We start from the raw sequence: 18,309 nt of genomic DNA, 5'->3' as shown, positions 1-18,309 counted from the left end.
GGTGTCTCCTGTTTTCCGAAACGCGTCGGCGTTTCGGCCCTGCCCCCCGGCGCAGCCAGATTACTGCGCGACCGCCAGCCTGACCAGCTTGCCGTCGTCCTCGTCGGTGATGGCCCAAACTGCGCCGTCCGGCCCCACGGCCACGTCGCGGATCCGTTCGCCCAGGTCGGTCAGCAACCGCTCCTCGCCCACGACCCTGTCATTCTCGATCACCAGCCGGGCGATGTGCTTGTCCTTCAGTCCGGCCACCAGCAGGTCGCCGTCCCAGGCGGGGAACATGGCGCCTTGATAGAAGGTCGCCCCGCCCGGTGCGATGACCGGGTCCCAATAATAGACCGGCTGTTCTGTACCCGGCGCCTGGGTTGCGCCGCTGTTTATCTGACCGCCGGCGTATTCCACGCCGTAAGCCGCGTCGGGCCAGCCGTAGTTCAGGCCCGGCTTGTCCAGATTGACCTCGTCGCCGCCCCGCGTGCCGTGTTCGATGGTCCAGATCGCGCCCGTGCCGGGCTGGACAGCGATCCCCTGGGCGTTGCGGTGGCCCAGGCTCCAGATCTCGGGCAGGGCGCCGGCGCGGCCGACGAAGGGATTGTCCTGGGGCACGGTGCCGTCGGCGTTGATGCGGATGGTCTTGCCCATGTGCGAGCCGAGATCCTGAGCCTGAGGCCGCATCGGCCGGTCGGAGCGTTCGCCCAGGGTGATGAACAGGGTGCCGTCCGGCGCAAACGCTAGGGCCGAGCCGAAATGCTTGTCGCCGTCATAGACGGGCAGGGCCCGGAAGATGACCTGGACGTTCTCCACCCGTGCGCCGTCGTCGGACAGGCGGCCCCGCGCGACCGAGGTGGCGTTGCCGCCCTCACGGGGCTCCGAATAGCTCCAGTAGATCAGGCGGTCCTGGCCGAAGCCGGGGCTGACGACCACATCCAGCAGGCCGCCCTGACCGCGCGCGTCGACGGGCGGAAGGCCCTGGACCGGTTCGCTGATCTGACCCTGGGCGGTGATGGTGCGCAGCCGTCCGGGCTTTTCCGTCACCAGCCAGCGGCCGTCGGGCATCAGGGCCAGGCCCCACGGATGCGTCAGGCCCGAGGCGACGACGCTGTGGCTCAGGGCGACGTCGGTCTTCACGCCCGGCGCCCGGGTCTGACCGGGGAAGGCGGGCTGCTGATCCGGGTTGTTGGCCGGGCGGGTTTCCAGCGGGGCGCCCGCCTGGCCCGAGGCCGGAGCGCTTTCGCCATTGGCGCCGCAGGCGGCGGCGAGAACGAGCAGGGAGGTGGAGGCGGCGAGGACGATCAGGCGCATGGCGACGGATGCTCCGGTGAGGTCTTTAGGGGATCTGGGGCGGACTGGGGGACTGACATCGGCAACGACCCCTTCAGCGTTACCGTTCCCGCATCAGCCTGTCGTGCGCTCTATCGCCGCACGATCTACGTCGAGACGACTTGAACCGCGCGCCCGACGGCGATATAGGCACGCCTCTTTCGCGCTGGCCCTCGGCCTCGCGGACGCCCGGAGACGGGATGCGACTGGGTAGCTCAGATGGTTAGAGCGGTGGATTCATAACCCACAGGTCGGCGGTTCGATCCCGCCTCCAGTCACCACCTCCTCCTTAGTTTAGTCGCAAGCACAGGCCGCCTCCGCCCCGGCGACGAGTCGCGCCCGAACTCCGAAAGATGACGGTCTCTATAGCGCCCCTCAGTTAGGCGAAGGGATGCCGACGATTGCCCGGTCGTTCTGGATATTGTTGGCGCCAGCGATCTCTTCCGCCTCTCTTCGCTTTGCCGCAACGAGAGCGGCGTGCTGTTCCGGCGTGTAGCAGGTGCGTTGTTCCAGTCTGCGGCCGGTCGGGGCGCGCGTTTCGCAGATACGGCGCGCTCGGGCAGGTTCAGGTTGCTGGGCGGCTGCTGTGGGCGGGGCTGCCGCCGGACTGTTCGCGGGGGGTGGCGTCTGAGCTGACGCCTGAACGGCTAGAGCGGCGGCAACGATGAGTGGCGCTGAAAACATGATGATCCCTCTCTTTAAGCGATCAAGGTCTCACGAAGCCTCCGTCTTCGCAATCGAAACGCGAGCTGACACAGGCGCGAAGATATGGCGAAAAGCCAATTCCGTTAAATGAGGCGGGTTGAGAACAGGGCCGAGGCGGACGCTTAACGGCCCTGATTTTGCGGACGTGGGTGAACTGAAAGGCGTGAAGACCGCCCTTGCTCGACTCTGCATCTGCGGCTGCGCCGTCCGAACCTGTCCCACGCGGCGTCCCGACGCGGGCGGCCCTGGCAACCGGTTTGGCCTTGCCGCATTCTGCGGCCGACAACCTTGACCGGAGAAGACCATGGTGTGGATTCATAGCCCAAAGGTCGGCGGTTCGATCCCGCCTCCAGTAAGCATCTTCTTGAAATTAGAGCCTTCGTACCTCGACTGAACAGAGGGTTGCCCAACATCGCGGTGCGTCTGAGGTTGCGGAGGTTCGCGTATAGGGGGCATCATCAGTTTCGATGAGCCGCGCCATAGGGTTGTGCGCATCCTGCAGGGACGAAATGATGAAACCTGTAAAGCTGAGCGTCGCTGCCAATATCGTGGGCATGGCATGCCTCTGCGTGTCTCTGTTGTTGCGACACACTCTGGATTTGGATGGGGCGAGCGCGTTGATGTTGGCGGTTGCCATGCCGCTTCTGCTCGCCGGTGTCGTCTTGGCGACCAACGGCCGGTGACAGTTTCCGCAGGGAGGTATCAATGGTCGCGCAACCGGCCGCTGGCCGCCGCGTTCTTTGCCCAAATACCGAACTCGACCGGAGAGACCTCATGACCATTCGTACGAAGGCCCTGCTGGCCGCCGCCGCCGTTCTGTGCCTGGGCGCCGCCGCCTGCACCGAGGCCGAGCAGGAAAAGACCGAAGCCAACGCCGAGGCGGCTGCGGATCGCACCGGCGAAGTTGCCGCCCAGGCGGGCGAAGTCATCGAGTCCGGCGCCATGAAGGCCGCGCGCGCAGTTGAGACCGGCGCGGGCAATGTCGCCGATGAGCTGGAGGAAAATCAGGCCAAGGCCGCCGCGCAGGGCAAGCCGGGCGCGGTTGATCCGGCCACCAACCAGCGCGTGCCTGCCGAAAACTGACGGCCGATCAGGCGCCCGGCGTCGCCCCGGCGGCGGGCGCGCCTTCCGCCAGCAGGGCGTCGATCAGGGCGTGGGCCTCGGGGCTGTTCCAGTCGGCTTCGCCCGAGAAGGTGGCGCGGATGCGGCCTTCGCGATCCAGGAAGATGGTCTGGGGCATCTTGCCCTTGCCCGGGAATTCGAACGGCAGCTGGAACTTGATGTCGCTGTACAGCGGCAGGGGTTCGTGGACGTCGATGAAGCTCTTGGCGTCGGCCAGGGCGTCGGCCGAGGCGTCGACATTGATCGGCAGGACGATCAGGTCCTCGTTGGTCTGATAATGCCGGGCCAAGGCCGCCAGGGTCGGCATTTCCGTGCGGCACGGGGCGCACCACATGGCCCACAGATTGACCACCACCACCTTGCCCTCGAAGGTCGAGAACCGCACGGCCGTGCCGTTGCGGTCGCGGAACATGTATTCCGGCGCGGTCTTCAGATCGGTCGGCGTCTCCAGCGCCGCTAGCGGCCCGACCGCGAACCGAGCCAGATCGCTTTTCGCCACGGGCGTCGTCTGGGGTTGCGCCTTCTGCCTATGATTGGCGTATAGCGACATCGCCAAGCCGCCGGCGCCGGCGAGCGTGCTGAACAGCACGAGCGCGCCGACGACCGCCCAGATCGCCTTTCTCGAGCCACTCATGACAGACGCCGCCTCCGATACCGCCCAAGCCAATGTTTCTAAGGCCCCGGCAAAGCCCGCAGGTCAAGACATGTGGGGCGGCCGCTTTTCGTCGCGCCCCGCCGAGATCATGCAGGCGATCAACGTCTCCATCGGCGTGGACCAGCGTCTGTGGCGTCAGGATCTGGCCGGTTCGCGCGCCCATTGCCGGATGCTGGCCAAACAGGGCGTTATCCAGCCGGCCGACGCCGAAGCCATCCTGGGCGGGCTGGACGCCATCGAGGCCGAGATCGTCGGCGGGACCTTCCCCTTCCGCGACCAGTTCGAGGACATCCACATGAATGTGGAGGCCCGGCTGTCGGAACTGATCGGCGAACCCTCGGGCCGGCTGCACACCGCCCGCAGCCGTAACGACCAAGTCGCGGTCGATTTCCGCCTGTGGGTTCGCGACGCCGCCGACCGCACCATCGCCCAACTCAAGGCCTTGCAGGCCGCCCTGCTGGACCGGGCCGAACAGCACGCCGGCGACCTGATGCCGGGCTTCACCCATCTGCAGACGGCCCAGCCGGTGACCCTGGGGCACCATCTGATGGCCTATGTCGAGATGTTCGGCCGCGACGCCGGTCGGTTCGCCGACGCCCGGACGCGGATGAACGAGAGCCCGCTGGGCGCTGCCGCCCTGGCCGGTTCGCCCTTCCCGATCGACCGCCACATGACAGCGACGGAACTGGGCTTCGACCGGCCGATGGCCAACTCGCTGGACGCAGTGTCGGACCGTGACTTCGCCCTGGAAAGCCTGGCCGCCGCCTCGATCACGGCGGGACACCTGTCGCGCCTGGCTGAGGAGATCGTGGTCTGGATGACGCCGATGTTCGGTTTCGCCAGCCTGCCCGACGACCTGACCACCGGGTCCTCGATCATGCCGCAGAAGCGCAATCCCGACGCGGCCGAACTGGTTCGGGCCAAGACCGGCCGGATCCTGGGTTCGCTGGTCGCCCTGTCGACCGTGATGAAGGGGCTGCCGCTCGCCTATTCCAAGGACATGCAGGAGGACAAACCGCCGGTGTTCGAGGCCTTCGACGCCCTGGACCTGGCCCTGGTCGCCATGACCGCCATGGTCTCGGCTCTGCGTCCGAACACCGAACGGATGGCGGCGGCGGCCGGCGCCGGCTTTTCGACCGCGACCGACCTGGCCGACTGGCTGGTGCGCGAACTGAACCTGCCCTTCCGCAAGGCGCACCATGTGACGGGGGCGGCGGTGAAACAGGCCGAGGCGATGGGCGTGGACCTGTCGCAACTGCCGCTGACGGAAATGCAGAAACTCGAGCCGGGGATCACGGAAGCGGTTTACAAGGTGCTGACCGCCGAGGCTTCGTGCCAAAGCCGTCAGAGCTATGGCGGCACAGCGCCGGAACAGGTCCGTGCGCGCATCGCCGACTGGAGAGCCCGCCTATGAAGAAGACCTTGATCCTCGCGGGCCTGCTCGCCCTGTCGGCCGCCGGCTGCGGCCGTATGGCCGACCTGGAATCGCCGGCGCGCGAGACCGAGCGTGCGCCGCGCAGCAGCCGCGCCCCCGGCCTGCCCGAACCGGCCACCATCAACCGCCCGTCCAGCAGCGTGCCGATCGACGGCGGTCCCTCCAATCCCATCGGCGCTGGCGCCGCCCAGAACGACCCCCGCTAGGCCGCCTTGCATCATTTCGACCTGAAGGACGGCGCCCTGTATGCCGAGGGCGTGCCGCTGGAAATCATCGCCGACGAGGTGGGCACGCCCGTCTATGTCTATTCCACCGCGACGCTGAAGCGGCACTACGGCCTGTTGCGCGCGGCCGCAGATGCGCACCGTGAAGCCCTGGGCGAGGCCCTGATCGCCTTTGCGGTCAAGGCCAACTCCAACCTGTCGGTGCTGGCGACCTTGGCCAAACTGGGCTCGGGCGCCGACACGGTGTCCGAGGGCGAGATCCGCCGGGCCCTGGCGGCGGGCGTGCCGGCTGACCGGATCATCTTCTCCGGCGTCGGCAAGACCGATGTGGAGATGGTCTTCGCCATTAGCGTCGGCGTGCGCCAGATCAATATCGAATCCGGCGCCGAGCTGGATCGGCTGATCGCGGTCGCGGCCCTGATGCAGGCGTCGCCGGCCGTGGCCGTTCGGGTCAATCCCAATGTGGGGGCCGGCGGCCACGCCAAGATCACCACCGGCGGCAAGGGCGACAAGTTCGGCGTGCCGGTCGAGGAGGCCATGGCCCTCTACGCCCGCGCCTCGGCCTCACCCCATGTGACGCCGGTCGGTCTGGCCTGCCATATCGGCAGCCAGATCACCGACCTGGCCCCGCTGCAGGCCGCCTTCACCGTGTTGGCCCAGATGACGCGAGACCTGCGGGCCCAGGGGCATGCGGTGACGCGGCTGGACCTCGGCGGCGGACTGGGCGTGCCCTATTCGGGCGGGGTCGAGCCGCCGTCGCCGGCCGACTATGTGGCCATGGCCGCGCGGGTTCTGGCGGGACTGGACGTCGAGGCGGCGTTCGAGCCCGGCCGTCTGCTGGCCGCCAACGCCGGAGTGCTGCTCAGCCAGGTGATCCAGGTCAATGAACGCTCGGACGGGCGCCGGTTCCTGGTGCTGGATGCGGCGATGAACGATCTGATGCGCCCGGCCCTGTACGACGCCTTCCATGACATCAAGCCGGTCAATCCGCGCGACGGCGGCGCGCGCCCTTATGACGTCGTAGGGCCGGTCTGCGAGACGGGCGACACCTTCGCCCGCGACCGCAGCCTGCCGCCTCTGGAGGCCGAGGATCTGGTCGTCTTCACCGGCGCCGGCGCCTATGGGGCGGTGATGTCCAGCGAGTACAACAGCCGCCCCCTGGTGCCCGAGGTTCTGGTGGACGGCGATCAATGGGCCGTCATCCGGCCGCGCCCGACCTATGAAGACATGCTGGACCGGGAGCCCTTCGCCGATTGGCTTTAGGTCTGAATTGGTCTCGACTGTTATAAAGTAACGAGCTATAGGGCCGCCCATGTCGCCCGCCGCCGAACCCTCCGTGCTGCTGTCCCTGCTTGGGGGCGGCTTCGTCGCGGCCTTCCTGCACGCGGCCCTGCCGACCCACTGGCTGCCCTTCACCCTGGTGGGCCGGGCCCAGGGCTGGCGGGCGTCGCGGGTGCTGCTGGCGGTGACTGTGGCGGGGCTGGCCCATATCGCATCGACGGCGGTGGTCGGCGGCCTGATCGTGGCGGCGGGCCTGGCGCTGGACCAGTGGGTCGAGGGGCTTCTGCCCCATCTCGCGGCGGTGCTGCTGTTCCTGTTCGGCGCCTTCTACCTGGCGCGGGCGACCCTGTTGCGTCCGGCGACGGCCGGCGGTCCGCAGATGGACGCCGCCCCGCCCGCCGTCTCCGACAAGGCGGCCTTCCTGGGCCTGGTCGCCATGATGGCGGTGTCGCCGGGCGAGGTCCTGCTGCCCATCTATCTGTCCTCGGCCTCGGAAGGCTTCGCCGCCCTGGCCCTGCTGACCCTGGTCTTTGCGGTCGGCACCATCGCCGGCATGGCGGTGTTCACGGCCCTGGCCAGCGCGGGGGCCTCGATCCTGCGGCTGGAGCGCTGGGCGCGCTACGAGGGCGCCGTGCTGGGCGTGGCCCTGATCGCCCTCGGTCTGATGGTCGCCCTGCATCAGCATTGACGAGGCATTACATGATAACATTCAACGCGTTATCATGTAGCAGCTTGGCCGTTTGCGGAAATGGCGTATAGGCGGACACATGAGCGCCTCGCACGGACACGACCACGCCGATCATGACCATGACCACGGGCATGACCACGCGCATGGACACGGGCATCACCACGCGCATGGGCACGCCCACGGTCCGGTAGACACCGGCGACTGGCGCTACGCCGTCGGCCTGGTGGTCAATCTGGCCTTCGTCGTCTGCGAGTTCGGCGCGGGCCTGATCGCGGATTCCACCGCCCTGATGGCCGACGCCGGGCATAATCTGTCGGATGTGCTTGGCCTGGCCATGGCGGGCGGGGCGGCCTGGCTGGCGCGGCGCGGCGCGCATGGGGCGGCGGGCGGCCGACGCACCTACGGTTTCGGCAAGGCGACGGTTCTGGCGGCCCTGGCCAACGCCCTGCTGCTGATCTTCGCCTGCGGGGCCATCGCTTTCGAGGCGGTGCGCCGCTTCGCCGAGCCGGCGCCGGTCGGCTCGGGCGTGATCATGACGGTGGCGGCCATCGGCTTCGTCATCAATCTGGGCACGGCGCTTCTGTTCATGAAGTCGCAGCACGACCTGAACGCCCGGGGCGCCTATCTGCACATGATGGCCGACGCCGGGGTGTCGCTGGGCGTCGTGGCGGCCGGCGGGCTGATCATGCTGACCGGCTGGTCCCTGGTCGATCCGTTGGTCAGCCTGGTCATCGTCGCCGTGATCCTGTGGTCGACCTGGGGTCTGCTGAAGGATTCGGTCAATCTGGCCATGGACGGCGCGCCGGGCGACGTGGATGTGGCCAGGCTGGAAAAGGCGCTGATGGGGCTGGCGGGCGTGCGTGCGGTCCACGACCTGCACGTCTGGGGCCTGTCCACCACCGAGACCGCCTTGACGGCCCATCTGGTCCACGACCGCAAGGACGGCGACGCACTGCTGATGGAGGCCCAGGCGCTGGCGAAACGCCATTCGATCCGGCACACGACGCTTCAGCTGGAAAGCGAGGCCCTGCCGGATTGTCCGGGGTGCTGACGAGGTCGCTGAGCGCGTCGGCGGCGGACCGCCCCTACGCCTGAGCGAACGCCAGCGGCGCGCCCCAGAACTGCGACACCATCTCCGACTGCGGACCGGCCTGGCCCGTCGTCAGGAAGTCGCGGCGGCCGCTGTCGCCTAGTTCGAATTCGGGATGCCGCGCGAAATACCGCTCCAGCGCATCGGCCACGGCCGTCGGCTGATTGATCAGCACCGTCCCCGCGGGCAGGGCCGAGGCGAACAGTTCGGCGATGATCTCGTAATGGGTGCAGCCCAGTATGGCCTTGTCCGGATGGCGGCCGATGCGGCGACGCAGGGCGTCGACATGGTCGTCCACCACCACCTTCAGCTCCTCGGGCGGCGCGCCCAGTTCGATCAGGCCCGCCAGGCCGGGGCAGGGCTCGGAAAAGACGGCGATATCCTCGCGCCGCTTGTCGATCTCGATCTCGAACACGCGGCTGATGGCGGTGGCGGCGGTGCAGAAGACGCCGGTGATGTCGATGGCCTGGACCTTTTCGCCCTCTTGGGGCCGTTCGGCCTCGAAGCTCCAGGGCTTGCCGGTCGCGGCCTCGATGGTCGGCACGATGATGCCCAGCACATTGACCGGCCGGCCCAGCCGTTCGCGCAGGCCGGGGATCCAGGTCTGTTGCAGGCGGCGCAGGGCGATGGCGCTGGCGGTGTTGCAGGCCAGGACCACGACCGAGGCGCCGGCGTCGAACAGCCGCTCGCACCCTGCCTTGGTCAGTTCGACGATGTCTTCGCCGCCGCGCCCGCCATAGGGGGCGTGGGCCTGGTCGGCCAGATAGACGAAGTCCCGCTGGGGAAAGCGCCGGGTGAGTTCGCGATGGACGGTCAGGCCGCCCACGCCGGAGTCGAAAACGCCAATAGCCATGCCGGGGCTTTAGAACAGTGCGACGATCCATCCAACAAGATTACGGGCCTTTAACGGGTCGGGCAGGTGACGATCCGCCTTGGCGCGCCTAAGTGTAGCCCCGACATGATTTTCCCACGGAGCATTCCATGCACAGACGCCAGCTTCTCATCGCGGGCGGCAGCCTGATGGCCCTCTCGGCCTGCGCCTCGACCGGAGCCGGCTCTGCCTCCGGCGCAACTGCGCCGACCGCCATGGATCTGGCCGAAGAGGCCCGCATCGCCCGCGCCGTCCTGCCGGCCGCGACGCCCCGGGCCGAGCTGCTGCAGCCCTGGACCGGCTCATATGACGGTCTGCCGCCGTTCGACAAGGTGACCCCGGCCAAGCTGCGCGAGGCCATGCTGGAAGGCATCGAGCTGCAACGCGCCGACATCGCCGCCATCGCCAATAATCCCGAGGCGCCGACCTTCGCCAACACCATGACGGCGCTGGAACTGGCCGCCGAGCCGCTGGATCGGGCGTCCAACATCTATGGCGTCATGACCTCGAACATCGGCGGCGAGGCCTATGACGCCCTCGACACCGAACTGTCGCCCATCCTGTCGGCGGCCTCGGACGAGATCACCTTCAACGCCGCCCTGTTCCAGCGCGTCAAGACCATCGCCGACAACGCCGACGCCATGGGCCTGAGCGCCCAGCAGAAGCGTCTGGCCGAACGCCGCCGCGACGCCTTCATCCGTTCGGGCGCCAATCTGGACGCGGCCGGCAAGGCCGAGCTGGGTCGGATCAACACCGCCCTGTCCAACGCCTTCACCCGCTTCGGTCAAAAGGTCGTCGCCGACGAGAACGCCTGGACCCTGATCCCGAACGAAGCCGGCCTGGCGGGTCTGCCCGCCTCGAACAAGGCCGCCGCCGCTTCGGCCGCGCGCAGCCGCAATCTGCAGGGCTGGGCCATCCTGAACACCCGTTCGTCGGTGGACCCCTTCCTGACCTTCGCCGACGACCGGGCCCTGCGCGAGCAGGTCTGGAAGAAGTTCGTCAATCGCGGCGACAACGGCGACGCCAATGACACGAACGCGACCATCGCCGAGATCGTGAAGCTGCGCGATCAGCGGGCCAAGCTGCTGGGCTATCGCAACCATGCCGAACTGCGCATGCAGGACACCATGGCCAAGACCCCGGCCAATGCGCAGAACCTGATGGATCGCGTCTGGGCCCCGGCCAAGGCCCGCGTCGCCGAGGAGGTCGCCGACATGAAGGCGATCGCCGGTTTCGACATCGAGCCCTGGGACTATCTGTACTTTGCCGAGAAGGTCCGTAAGGCCAAGTACGACCTGGATCAGAACCAGCTGAAGCCGTATTTCGAGCTGAACGCGGTGCGCACCGGCTCCTTCGCCATGGCCGAACGCCTGTACGGCTTCAAGTTCACGCAACTGCCCAAGGGTTCGGTCCCGACCTTCGAGCCGGACGTCGAGGTCTATGAGCTGCACGACAAGGCCACCGGCAAGCTGATCGGCCTGTATTACACCGACGACTACGCCCGTCCGGGCAAGCGTTCGGGCGCCTGGATGACCACCTACCGGTCCTTCTCGACCCTGGACGGGTCGAAGGTGATCCTGGGCTCGAACAACAACAACTTCACCAAGCCCGAGCCCGGCGAGCCGGTGCTGATCTCGCTGGACGACGCCGAGACCCTGTTCCACGAGTTCGGCCACACCCTGCATTATTTCTCGTCGAACGTGACCTATCCGTCGTTCGGCAATACGCCGCGCGACTTCGTGGAATATCCGTCGCAGGTGCATGAGCACTGGGTGCTGAGCCGGCCGATCCTGGACGGTTATCTGAAACACTATCAGACGGGCGAACCCATGCCCCAGGCCCTGGTCGACAAGATCCAGGCCTCGTCGACCTTCAACCAGGGCTATGCGACCGTCAGCTATCTGTCCTCGGCCATCGTCGACATGGACCTGCACACGCAAGCCACGCCGCCGACCGACATCGACGCCTTCGAGAAGGCCAGCCTGGCGCGGATCGGCATGCCCAAGGAGATCGTGATGCGGCACCGCCTGCCGCAGTTCAATCACCTGTTCACGTCCGACGGCTATTCGGCCGGCTACTACAGCTACTTGTGGTCCGAGACGATGGACGCCGACACCTGGGCCTATTTCGAGGAGTCGGGCGACGTGTTCAATCCGGACATCGCCGGCCGGTTCAAGTCGATCATGCTGGCGCCGGGCAACACCACCGACCGCGCCGAGGCCTATCGCGCCTTCCGCGGTCGCGATCCGGACGTCGCAGCCCTGCTGAAGGTCCGGGGCTTCCCGGTTTCCTGATCGGGCAGGCTTGGGACGAAAGCCTATAACGGGGACGCCGTCGGACGATCGGTCCGGCGGCGTCCTGCGTTTCAGGCTTCAAAGGAGCGGCTGCCCCGGGCGTATTCGGTCCGGGCTTGCGGCGGCAGGTTCGACAGGGCTTCGTTGCGCACGCCTGCGCGGCAGGTGGTGCTTTCGAGGGGGGTGCGATTTGCGCACAGCTTGTTGGCCGCTTTACGAATGCGGGTGTCCAGCCGCGCCGCGCCTTCGCGGGTGGCGAGGTCCAGATCTCCATAGGAGATGCGAAGGTCGGAAGCGGAGGCGGCGCTTGCGACCATGACGGCGGCGGCCGTTAGAGAGACAATCCTGAACATGATCCTGTTTCCTTTTTCCCGCCCCTCTATCGGCTGGGGCAGGGAAGGGTGGCGCAGAACCGCATCCAAACGGCGAAGCTTCCGCGGCGGAAACACGGCTGATTCATAATTCGGCGTCATGACATTTCGGACAGGCGAACGTCCCCGCTGAAGCCGTCGATGCGAGGGGGCTCGCGCGTTGAGCGCATTTCGTCACGCGCCGTCCTGCACTAAGGCGTTAGCAGCGCATCCATTTTCGGGAGATTCCATGTCCGTCGTCGCCTCCTATGTGTATCGAGACGGACAGCGCGTGCGGGCGGCGCCCCTGACGGAAAAAGGGCTGACGCTGAAACCCGGCGAATTCGTCTGGATCGGTCTGCACGAGCCGACCGACGCCGAGTTCGATGTCCTGGTGAAGCGGTTCCACCTGCACCCCCTGGCGGTGGAGGACGCCCTGTCGGCCCACCAGATGCCCAAGGTCGAGGTCTATGGCCACGAACTGTTCGTCGTCGCCCGCACCGCCGAAAAGGTGGATGACGTCATCAGCTATGGCGAGACCCACGTCTTCGTCGGCACGGACCACGTCATCAGCATCCGTCACGGCTCGGCCCGGTCGCATACGGCCTTGCGCGCCCAGCTGGAGGCCTCGCCCGAGCAACTTCAGGCCGGGCCGGACTTCGTCCTGCACGGAGTGTTGGACTTCATCGCCGACGCCTATGTGCCCATCGTCGATGGGGCCGAGGACAGTGTGTTGGAGCTGGAACAGCGGGCGCTGGACGCCTTCCTGTCGCGGGGCGAGATCCGCCGCCTGTTCACCCTGCGTCGCGAACTGCTGAAGTTCCGGCGCATTTTGGGGCCGATGGAGGAGGTGGCGGGGCGGCTTCAGTCGCTGGACCTACCCTGTATCGACCCGGACATCCGCCCCTATTTCCGCGACATCGCCGACCATGTGCGTCGGGTGAACAGCCGGTTGAACGGGCTGACGGACATTCTGGCCTCGGTGTTCGAGGTCGCCAATCTGCTGGAACAGCAGCGGCAGGGCGTCATCACGCGCAAGCTGGCGTCATGGGCGGCGCTGCTGGCCGTGCCCACCGCCATCGCCGGCATCTACGGGATGAACTTCGAGTTCATGCCGGAACTGCACTGGCGTTACGGTTACGCCTTGGTGATGGGCCTGATCGTCGCGGTCTGCGTCGGCCTTTACATCACCTTCAAACGCACGAAGTGGCTGTAGGCCGGCCGATGCGGCGAAGGGCGACGGCGCCCTTCGCCGGTTTGGGTATCAGCTGTTGGCGAACAGGCCGACGACCTGGGCGACCTGACGGGCGTCGCGCGGGGCGCGGGCGTAGTCGACCTGGCGCGAACGCGGCAGTTGGCGCATCGCCTCGGCGCGAACGGCCGAGCGGCAGGCCTCGCTGCGAACGATCCGGCTGCCCGGAACCGTGAAGTTGCGGCACAGGTCGGCCGCGGCCCGGTCGATGCGGCCGTCGAAGGCGGCGGCGCCGGCGGCCGAGGACAGGTCCAGATCGCGGAAGGCGATCCGCGCGTCATCGCTTTGGGCCAGGGCGGGGGACACGGACAGGACGGCGACGGCGAAGAGAACGGGGGAGAGAACCTTCATCGCTTTGCTCCTAAAGAGAAAGATAATCGCTCGAAACGGCGACGAAGGCGCAATACGCGTGTTGTGTAACAGCTCAATGAGGGTTCAGCCGCCGATCCAAGACAGGCGGGTTAAATCGGCGTCATGGTTGCGGCCGTAATCAGCCGCTGTTGCGCAGCCCCGCCGCCACCCCGTTGATGGCCAGCAATATGCCCTCGCGAACACGGGGGTTCTCGTCGCCGGCGCGACGGCGGCGGATCAGTTCGATCTGCACATGGTTCAGCGGCTCGACATAGGGCATCCGCAGCCGGATCAGCCGATCCAGTTCGGGTTGGCCGCCCAACAGCTTGTCATGACCGGTGATGGCCAGGACGGCGTCATGGGTTCTCTGCCATTCGTCGCGGATCTCGCCATAGATGCGCGCCGCCAGCGACGGGTCGGGCACCAGGGTGGCGTAGCGGCGGGCCACGGTCATGTCCGACTTGGCCATGACCATTTCCATGTTCTGGACCAGGGTGCGGAAGAAGGGCCAGACCTCGGCCATGGCCTTCAGTTCCGCCATGTCCTGCCCCTGGACGGCCGAGCCGAAGCCGAACCAGCCGGGCAGCATGACCCGGCTCTGCGACCAGCTGAACACCCAGGGAATGGCGCGCAGATCCTCGATCCGGGTCGAGGCGGTGCGCGACGACGGGCGCGAGCCGATCTTCAGGTCGGCGATCTCGGCGATGGGGGTGGCGGCGCGGTAATAGTCGACGAAGCCGTCGGTCTCGTAGACCAGCTTGCGATAGGCGGCCATCGACCGGGCGGACAGGTCCGACAGGGTGGCCCCATGGTCGGCGGTGAAGACGTGATCCTTGCCCTGGCCCAGCGAGGCCAGGACCGCGCCGCAGGTCAGGGCGTCCAGATTGCGCAGGGCGATCTCGGGTTCGCCGTACTTGTTGGCGATGACCTCGCCCTGTTCGGTGGTGCGAATCCGGCCCTGGACCGTGCCTTCCGGCTGGGCCAGCACCCCGGCGAAGGACGAGCCCCCGCCGCGCCCGACCGTGCCGCCGCGTCCATGGAACAGCTGCAGCTTCAGGCCGGCGGCTTGCGTCACCTCGACCAGGGCGCGCGAGGCCTCGTGCAACTCCCAGCCTGAGGTCAGATAGGATCCGTCCTTGTTGGAGTCCGAATAGCCGATCATCACCTCCTGCACGCCGCGCGCCTTGGCCACGGCCAGGGCGGACGGTTCTTTCAGCAGGCGTTCCAGGGTCGGACGCGAGGCGCGCAGATCCTCGATGGTCTCGAACAGGGGGGCGGCCTGGATCGGGCAGGCGGCGGGATCTTCGGGTCGGTAGAGACCGACTTCCTTCAGCAGCAGATAGACCTCCAGCAGGTCCGAGGCCGCGTCGGTCTTGGACACGATATGGGTGCGAATGGCCTGGGGACCGAAGGCGGCCAGGGCCTCAGCGGCCGCCTGGAGAATGCCGCGCTCCTTCAGGGTTTCGTCGGCATACTCGGCATAGGGGCTGAACAACAGGCGCGGCGAGGCCAATTCTGCGGCCAGCACCGCCAGCCGCCCCTCTTCGTCCAGACCGCTATAGTCGGCGCAGACCCCCGCCACCTTCAGCAGGTCGGCGACGACCCGTTCGTGGACGTCCGAGTTCTGGCGCAGGTCCAGCGTCGCCATGTGGAAGCCGAAAATCTCGACCGCCGTGACCAGGTCGCTGAGCCGGTCGTCGGCGAAGACCGCGCCGTTGTGCGCCACCAGGCTGTCGCGCATGATCTTCAGATCGGCTTCGAAGGCGTCGGGGCCGGGATAGGGTTCGGCGACGACGACGGCGCGGCGCGGCGGCGGGGTTCCGCCCCGCGCCTCATAGGTGGCGGCCAACCGGCCATAGACGCCGGTCAGGGCGCGTCGATAGGGCTCGTCGGCGCGGTGGGGCGACGGGTCGTGGGCGGCGTCGGCCAGAACCGCCAGTTCCGGCGACACCTGGGCCAGTTCGGCCGCCAGGCTGAGTTCGGCGCCCAGGGCGTGAACCTCGTCCAGATAATAGCCCAGCACGGCGCGCGACTGGGTGCGGAAGGCGGCGGCCAGCACCGTCCCGTCAACGTTCGGATTGCCGTCCCTGTCCCCCCCGACCCAGGTGCCGACCCGCATGAAGGGCTGGAGACCCGGCGCGTCCAGCAGGCGCCGCCAGGCCGACAGCTGTTTCGGCGCGACCCGCAGGAAGATGCGGTCCAGGAAGGAGACGACGGTGTCGATCTCGTCCTGCACCACCAGTCCCTGGGTGCGGACCAGGCGGGTGGCCCACAGGATGACGATCTGGCGGCGCAGGGGCGCATTGATCTGGGCCGGCGAACAGGCGTCGCCCGCGCGGTCACAGTGGTCCAGGATTTCGGAAATGGCGGCGATCCGGTCGATCACGCTTTTGCGCCGCACCTCGGACGGGTGGGCGGTCAGGACCGGCGAGACCAGGGCCTCCTCCAGCAGGGCGCGCACCGCCGCCTTGTCCACATTCTGTTCGGCCAGGCGTTGCAGGGCGCCCTCGGGCGTGTCGGCGCGGGCGCCGGCCACGACCTGAGTCTGGGCGCGACGACGGGTGGCGCGGTCCTCGGCGATATTGGCCAGAAGCGAGAACAGGGCGAAACCGTGGGCCAGACCGGCGGCCTGATCCACGGTCATGGCGGTCAGCAGCTTCTCCAGCCGCTTGGCCGGATGCGAGGCCGGGTCGCGGTGATAGGCGACCGAGGCCTGACGCACCGCCTCGACATGGTCGAACAGATCCTGGCCGCCCTCCTGACGAATGACCTCGCCTAGGATGCCGCCCAGCAGTCGGACTTCTTCACGCAGGGCGTCGTCGGCGGCGGGCGTCATCATCGGCATATCCTAGGCGCTAGTAGGGAGATCGGCATGTGAAAGGGCCAAAACGCCGCCGTCAACGCACGATCCATGACAACGGCGGATAGGCGCGTTCATGGTGAACGGCCGTTAGGCTTTCTTAACCGGCGTGATGCGAGGATGGGTTTGAAGGATTCCGCCCCGTGTCCATGTTCGCCAAACGCCAGTCCGCTCTCGCCGCCGCCGCTGGGTCTCCGCCCGCAGCGCGTGGAAAGCCGAGCCTGAAGCCCGTCGTCGCCGCGCTGAAGAAGCCGCCGGTGATCGCCGGCCTGGCCGGCCTGTTCCTGCTGTCCACCGGCGCCCTGTTCCTGACCGTCCTGGGCGATCCCCATGCGGGCACGCCCTCGGCCCGGGTCGCCCTGCACCGCGAAGAGGCGGCGCCCGCCCCGGCCCCGACCGGGTTCGAGGCCTTCTCCATGGGGGCCATGGGCCTGTATCAGGATTTGACCGGAACCGGCGATCCCTCCGGCGCTGCAGGCGGCGAAGCCGTGATCACCCTGCCGGACGGCGCCACGGTTGCGGGCGGAGCCAGCTACACCGCCCCCGTCCAGGCGGCGTCTCCGCTGCCCAAGGCCCCGATCGCCGGCCTGTCGCAACCCGGCCCCAGCGGCCCCCTGCCGATGATCGCGCCCGACGGCCGCGTCCCGGCCCAGGCCTATGCTCGGCCCTTCCGCTCGAACGGCAAGCCGCGTGTGGCCCTGATCGTCGGCGGCCTGGGTCTGAACGCCGTGACCACCCGCGCGGCCATCGAACGCCTGCCGCCCGAGGTGACGCTCAGCTTCGTCCCCTATGCCGACAATCTTCAGTCCTGGATCGACCAGGCCCGCGCCCAGGGCCACGAGGTCATGCTGGAAATGCCGATGGAGCCGACCGGCTATCCCGACAACGACCCCGGCCCCTACACCCTGCTGGCCAGCGGAACCCCGGACGACGTCCAGGCCAAGATGGACTGGCTGCTGGGCCGCGCTGTCGGCTATTTCGGCGTGACCAACTATCTGGGCGACCGGTTCGCGACTTCGGACACGGGGATGAACGCCTTCCTCTCGACCCTGCGTCAGCGCGGCGTCGCCTTCCTGGACGACGGCTCGTTCCAGCGTCGTCCCGGCGCCTGGGCCCGCGCCAGCGCCGACAAGGTGATCGACCAGACCCAGTCGCCCGCCGCCATCATCGCCGCCCTGAACAGTCTGGAAGCCCAGGCCAAGCTGCGCGGCTCGGCCCTGGGGACCGGCTTCTCCTATCCGGTGACGGTCGAGGCCGCCGCCCGCTGGACCGCCGGTCTGGAACAGCGCGGCCTGCAACTGGCGCCCGCCTCGGCCATGACCCTGCGGCCCGGCCGGTAATGACCGACCTCAGTCTGTACCGCCCCAATGTCGGGGTCGTGCTGTTCAACGCTCAGGGTCAGGTCTGGTACGGCCGCCGCCACGCCACGCCCGGCCCGCATAACTGGCAGTTTCCGCAAGGCGGCGTGGACGACGGCGAGGATCTTATGGCCGCCGCCCTGCGCGAACTGCGCGAGGAGACCGGGGTCGTCTCGGTCGAGTTCCTGGCGCGGACCGACGACTGGATTCTGTACGACTTCCCGCCCGAGGCGATGAACAACCCCAAGGCCTGGCGCGGCTTCGTCGGCCAGCGCCAGCAGTGGTTCGCCTTCCGCTTTACGGGCGAGGAGACCGAGATCGACCTGGCGGCCGACGACGAGATCGAGTTCGACGCCTGGCGCTGGGGCCCCCTGTCCGAGGCCTGCGACCTGATCGTGCCGTTCAAACGCCCGGCCTATGAACAGGTGGTCGCCGCCTTCGCGCACTTGGCGGCATAAA

General features: G+C 67.8%; 16 protein-coding genes and 1 tRNA gene. 11 read left to right on the top strand and 6 right to left on the bottom strand.

Features of this window, described 5'->3' with window-relative positions; all coding sequences use genetic code 11:
* Positions 1-60: 60 nt before the first annotated feature.
* The gene (locus tag Q7J26_RS01595; protein ID WP_304934762.1) at positions 61-1,296 is read right to left on the bottom strand and encodes a PQQ-dependent sugar dehydrogenase; all 1,236 of its coding nucleotides are present in this window, start codon (positions 1,294-1,296) and stop codon (positions 61-63) included.
* Between the two features lie 222 nt (positions 1,297-1,518).
* Here Q7J26_RS01595 and Q7J26_RS01590 point away from each other — a divergent pair.
* Positions 1,519-1,595: transfer RNA gene (locus Q7J26_RS01590), tRNA-Met, on the top strand.
* Between the two features lie 1,198 nt (positions 1,596-2,793).
* Positions 2,794-3,102 carry a hypothetical protein gene (locus Q7J26_RS01585; protein ID WP_304934761.1) on the top strand — a complete coding sequence of 103 codons (309 nt, stop codon included), beginning with the start codon at positions 2,794-2,796 and terminating at the stop codon, positions 3,100-3,102.
* A 7-nt stretch (positions 3,103-3,109) separates the two neighbouring features.
* On the opposite strand, the gene Q7J26_RS01580 is transcribed toward Q7J26_RS01585, so the two are convergent.
* Positions 3,110-3,775 (bottom strand): TlpA family protein disulfide reductase, encoded by a 666-nt coding sequence (locus Q7J26_RS01580; RefSeq protein ID WP_304934760.1) that lies wholly within the window; start codon positions 3,773-3,775, stop codon positions 3,110-3,112.
* A 70-nt stretch (positions 3,776-3,845) separates the two neighbouring features.
* Between Q7J26_RS01580 and argH the strand changes: the two genes are divergently transcribed.
* The 5 genes from argH (at position 3,846) to Q7J26_RS01555 (ending at position 8,475) form a co-directional block, all read left to right on the top strand.
* On the top strand, positions 3,846-5,210 hold the full coding sequence (gene argH / locus Q7J26_RS01575; protein WP_370651891.1) for an argininosuccinate lyase: 1,365 nt from the start codon (positions 3,846-3,848) through the stop codon (positions 5,208-5,210).
* Positions 5,207-5,437 (top strand): hypothetical protein, encoded by a 231-nt coding sequence (locus tag Q7J26_RS01570; RefSeq protein WP_304934758.1) that lies wholly within the window; start codon positions 5,207-5,209, stop codon positions 5,435-5,437. The genes argH and Q7J26_RS01570 overlap by 4 nt, the downstream gene beginning before the upstream one ends.
* 6 nt (positions 5,438-5,443) lie before the next feature.
* Entirely contained in the window at positions 5,444-6,718 is a 1,275-nt protein-coding gene (gene lysA / locus Q7J26_RS01565; RefSeq protein ID WP_304934757.1) for a diaminopimelate decarboxylase, read from the top strand.
* Between the two features lie 49 nt (positions 6,719-6,767).
* Positions 6,768-7,424 carry a hypothetical protein gene (locus Q7J26_RS01560; RefSeq protein WP_304934756.1) on the top strand — a complete coding sequence of 219 codons (657 nt, stop codon included), beginning with the start codon at positions 6,768-6,770 and terminating at the stop codon, positions 7,422-7,424.
* A gap of 79 nt (positions 7,425-7,503) precedes the next feature.
* A complete protein-coding gene (locus Q7J26_RS01555) occupies positions 7,504-8,475 on the top strand; it encodes a cation diffusion facilitator family transporter (protein ID WP_304934755.1) in 972 nt (323 codons plus the stop codon).
* 34 nt (positions 8,476-8,509) lie between these two features.
* Here Q7J26_RS01555 and Q7J26_RS01550 read toward each other — a convergent pair whose 3' ends face one another.
* The gene (locus Q7J26_RS01550) at positions 8,510-9,367 is read right to left on the bottom strand and encodes a glutamate racemase (protein ID WP_304934754.1); all 858 of its coding nucleotides are present in this window, start codon (positions 9,365-9,367) and stop codon (positions 8,510-8,512) included.
* Between the two features lie 128 nt (positions 9,368-9,495).
* Between Q7J26_RS01550 and Q7J26_RS01545 the strand changes: the two genes are divergently transcribed.
* Positions 9,496-11,679: a M3 family metallopeptidase gene (locus Q7J26_RS01545; protein WP_304934753.1), complete on the top strand. Its 2,184-nt coding sequence runs from the start codon at positions 9,496-9,498 to the stop codon at positions 11,677-11,679.
* A 71-nt stretch (positions 11,680-11,750) separates the two neighbouring features.
* Here Q7J26_RS01545 and Q7J26_RS01540 read toward each other — a convergent pair whose 3' ends face one another.
* A complete protein-coding gene (locus tag Q7J26_RS01540) occupies positions 11,751-12,152 on the bottom strand; it encodes a UrcA family protein (RefSeq protein WP_304934752.1) in 402 nt (133 codons plus the stop codon).
* Between the two features lie 127 nt (positions 12,153-12,279).
* Here Q7J26_RS01540 and Q7J26_RS01535 point away from each other — a divergent pair, with 127 nt between their 5' ends.
* Positions 12,280-13,245, top strand: coding sequence for a magnesium and cobalt transport protein CorA (locus Q7J26_RS01535; protein WP_304934751.1), 966 nt, complete (start codon positions 12,280-12,282; stop codon positions 13,243-13,245).
* Positions 13,246-13,293: 48 nt separating this feature from the next.
* On the opposite strand, the gene Q7J26_RS01530 is transcribed toward Q7J26_RS01535, so the two are convergent.
* Together Q7J26_RS01530 and ppc are read right to left on the bottom strand one after the other, a co-directional pair.
* A complete protein-coding gene (locus Q7J26_RS01530) occupies positions 13,294-13,632 on the bottom strand; it encodes a UrcA family protein (RefSeq protein WP_304934750.1) in 339 nt (112 codons plus the stop codon).
* A 139-nt stretch (positions 13,633-13,771) separates the two neighbouring features.
* Entirely contained in the window at positions 13,772-16,471 is a 2,700-nt protein-coding gene (ppc, locus tag Q7J26_RS01525; RefSeq protein ID WP_370651890.1) for a phosphoenolpyruvate carboxylase, read from the bottom strand.
* Positions 16,472-16,641: 170 nt separating this feature from the next.
* On the opposite strand from ppc, the gene Q7J26_RS01520 reads away from it, so the two are divergent.
* Both Q7J26_RS01520 and Q7J26_RS01515 read left to right on the top strand, forming a co-directional pair.
* Positions 16,642-17,832 carry a divergent polysaccharide deacetylase family protein gene (locus Q7J26_RS01520; protein WP_304934776.1) on the top strand — a complete coding sequence of 397 codons (1,191 nt, stop codon included), beginning with the start codon at positions 16,642-16,644 and terminating at the stop codon, positions 17,830-17,832.
* Positions 17,832-18,308: an RNA pyrophosphohydrolase gene (locus Q7J26_RS01515; RefSeq protein WP_304934748.1), complete on the top strand. Its 477-nt coding sequence runs from the start codon at positions 17,832-17,834 to the stop codon at positions 18,306-18,308. Before Q7J26_RS01520 ends, Q7J26_RS01515 begins: the two co-directional genes overlap by 1 nt.
* Position 18,309: the final 1 nt, after the last annotated feature.

The organism is Brevundimonas sp. (assembly GCF_030656255.1).
Lineage (GTDB): Bacteria > Pseudomonadota > Alphaproteobacteria > Caulobacterales > Caulobacteraceae > Brevundimonas.
Note: the sequence above shows the minus strand (reverse complement) of the source record. Positions and strands in the feature narration are given on the sequence as shown.

Bases quoted from the DNA above. Each gene is read 5' to 3' on its own strand.
- Q7J26_RS01530 (WP_304934750.1), bottom strand. From the start codon at position 13,632: ATGAAGGTTCTCTCCCCCGTTCTCTTCGCCGTCGCCGTCCTGTCCGTG.
- Q7J26_RS01520 (WP_304934776.1), top strand. From the start codon at position 16,642: ATGTTCGCCAAACGCCAGTCCGCTCTCGCCGCCGCCGCTGGGTCTCCG.
- Q7J26_RS01595 (WP_304934762.1), bottom strand. From the start codon at position 1,296: ATGCGCCTGATCGTCCTCGCCGCCTCCACCTCCCTGCTCGTTCTCGCC.
- Q7J26_RS01580 (WP_304934760.1), bottom strand. From the start codon at position 3,775: ATGAGTGGCTCGAGAAAGGCGATCTGGGCGGTCGTCGGCGCGCTCGTG.
- Q7J26_RS01540 (WP_304934752.1), bottom strand. From the start codon at position 12,152: ATGACGCCGAATTATGAATCAGCCGTGTTTCCGCCGCGGAAGCTTCGC.
- Q7J26_RS01585 (WP_304934761.1), top strand. From the start codon at position 2,794: ATGACCATTCGTACGAAGGCCCTGCTGGCCGCCGCCGCCGTTCTGTGC.
- Q7J26_RS01545 (WP_304934753.1), top strand. From the start codon at position 9,496: ATGCACAGACGCCAGCTTCTCATCGCGGGCGGCAGCCTGATGGCCCTC.
- Q7J26_RS01555 (WP_304934755.1), top strand. From the start codon at position 7,504: ATGAGCGCCTCGCACGGACACGACCACGCCGATCATGACCATGACCAC.
- Q7J26_RS01515 (WP_304934748.1), top strand. From the start codon at position 17,832: ATGACCGACCTCAGTCTGTACCGCCCCAATGTCGGGGTCGTGCTGTTC.
- Q7J26_RS01560 (WP_304934756.1), top strand. From the start codon at position 6,768: ATGTCGCCCGCCGCCGAACCCTCCGTGCTGCTGTCCCTGCTTGGGGGC.
- Q7J26_RS01550 (WP_304934754.1), bottom strand. From the start codon at position 9,367: ATGGCTATTGGCGTTTTCGACTCCGGCGTGGGCGGCCTGACCGTCCAT.
- Q7J26_RS01535 (WP_304934751.1), top strand. From the start codon at position 12,280: ATGTCCGTCGTCGCCTCCTATGTGTATCGAGACGGACAGCGCGTGCGG.
- Q7J26_RS01570 (WP_304934758.1), top strand. From the start codon at position 5,207: ATGAAGAAGACCTTGATCCTCGCGGGCCTGCTCGCCCTGTCGGCCGCC.
- ppc (WP_370651890.1), bottom strand. From the start codon at position 16,471: ATGATGACGCCCGCCGCCGACGACGCCCTGCGTGAAGAAGTCCGACTG.
- argH (WP_370651891.1), top strand. From the start codon at position 3,846: ATGTGGGGCGGCCGCTTTTCGTCGCGCCCCGCCGAGATCATGCAGGCG.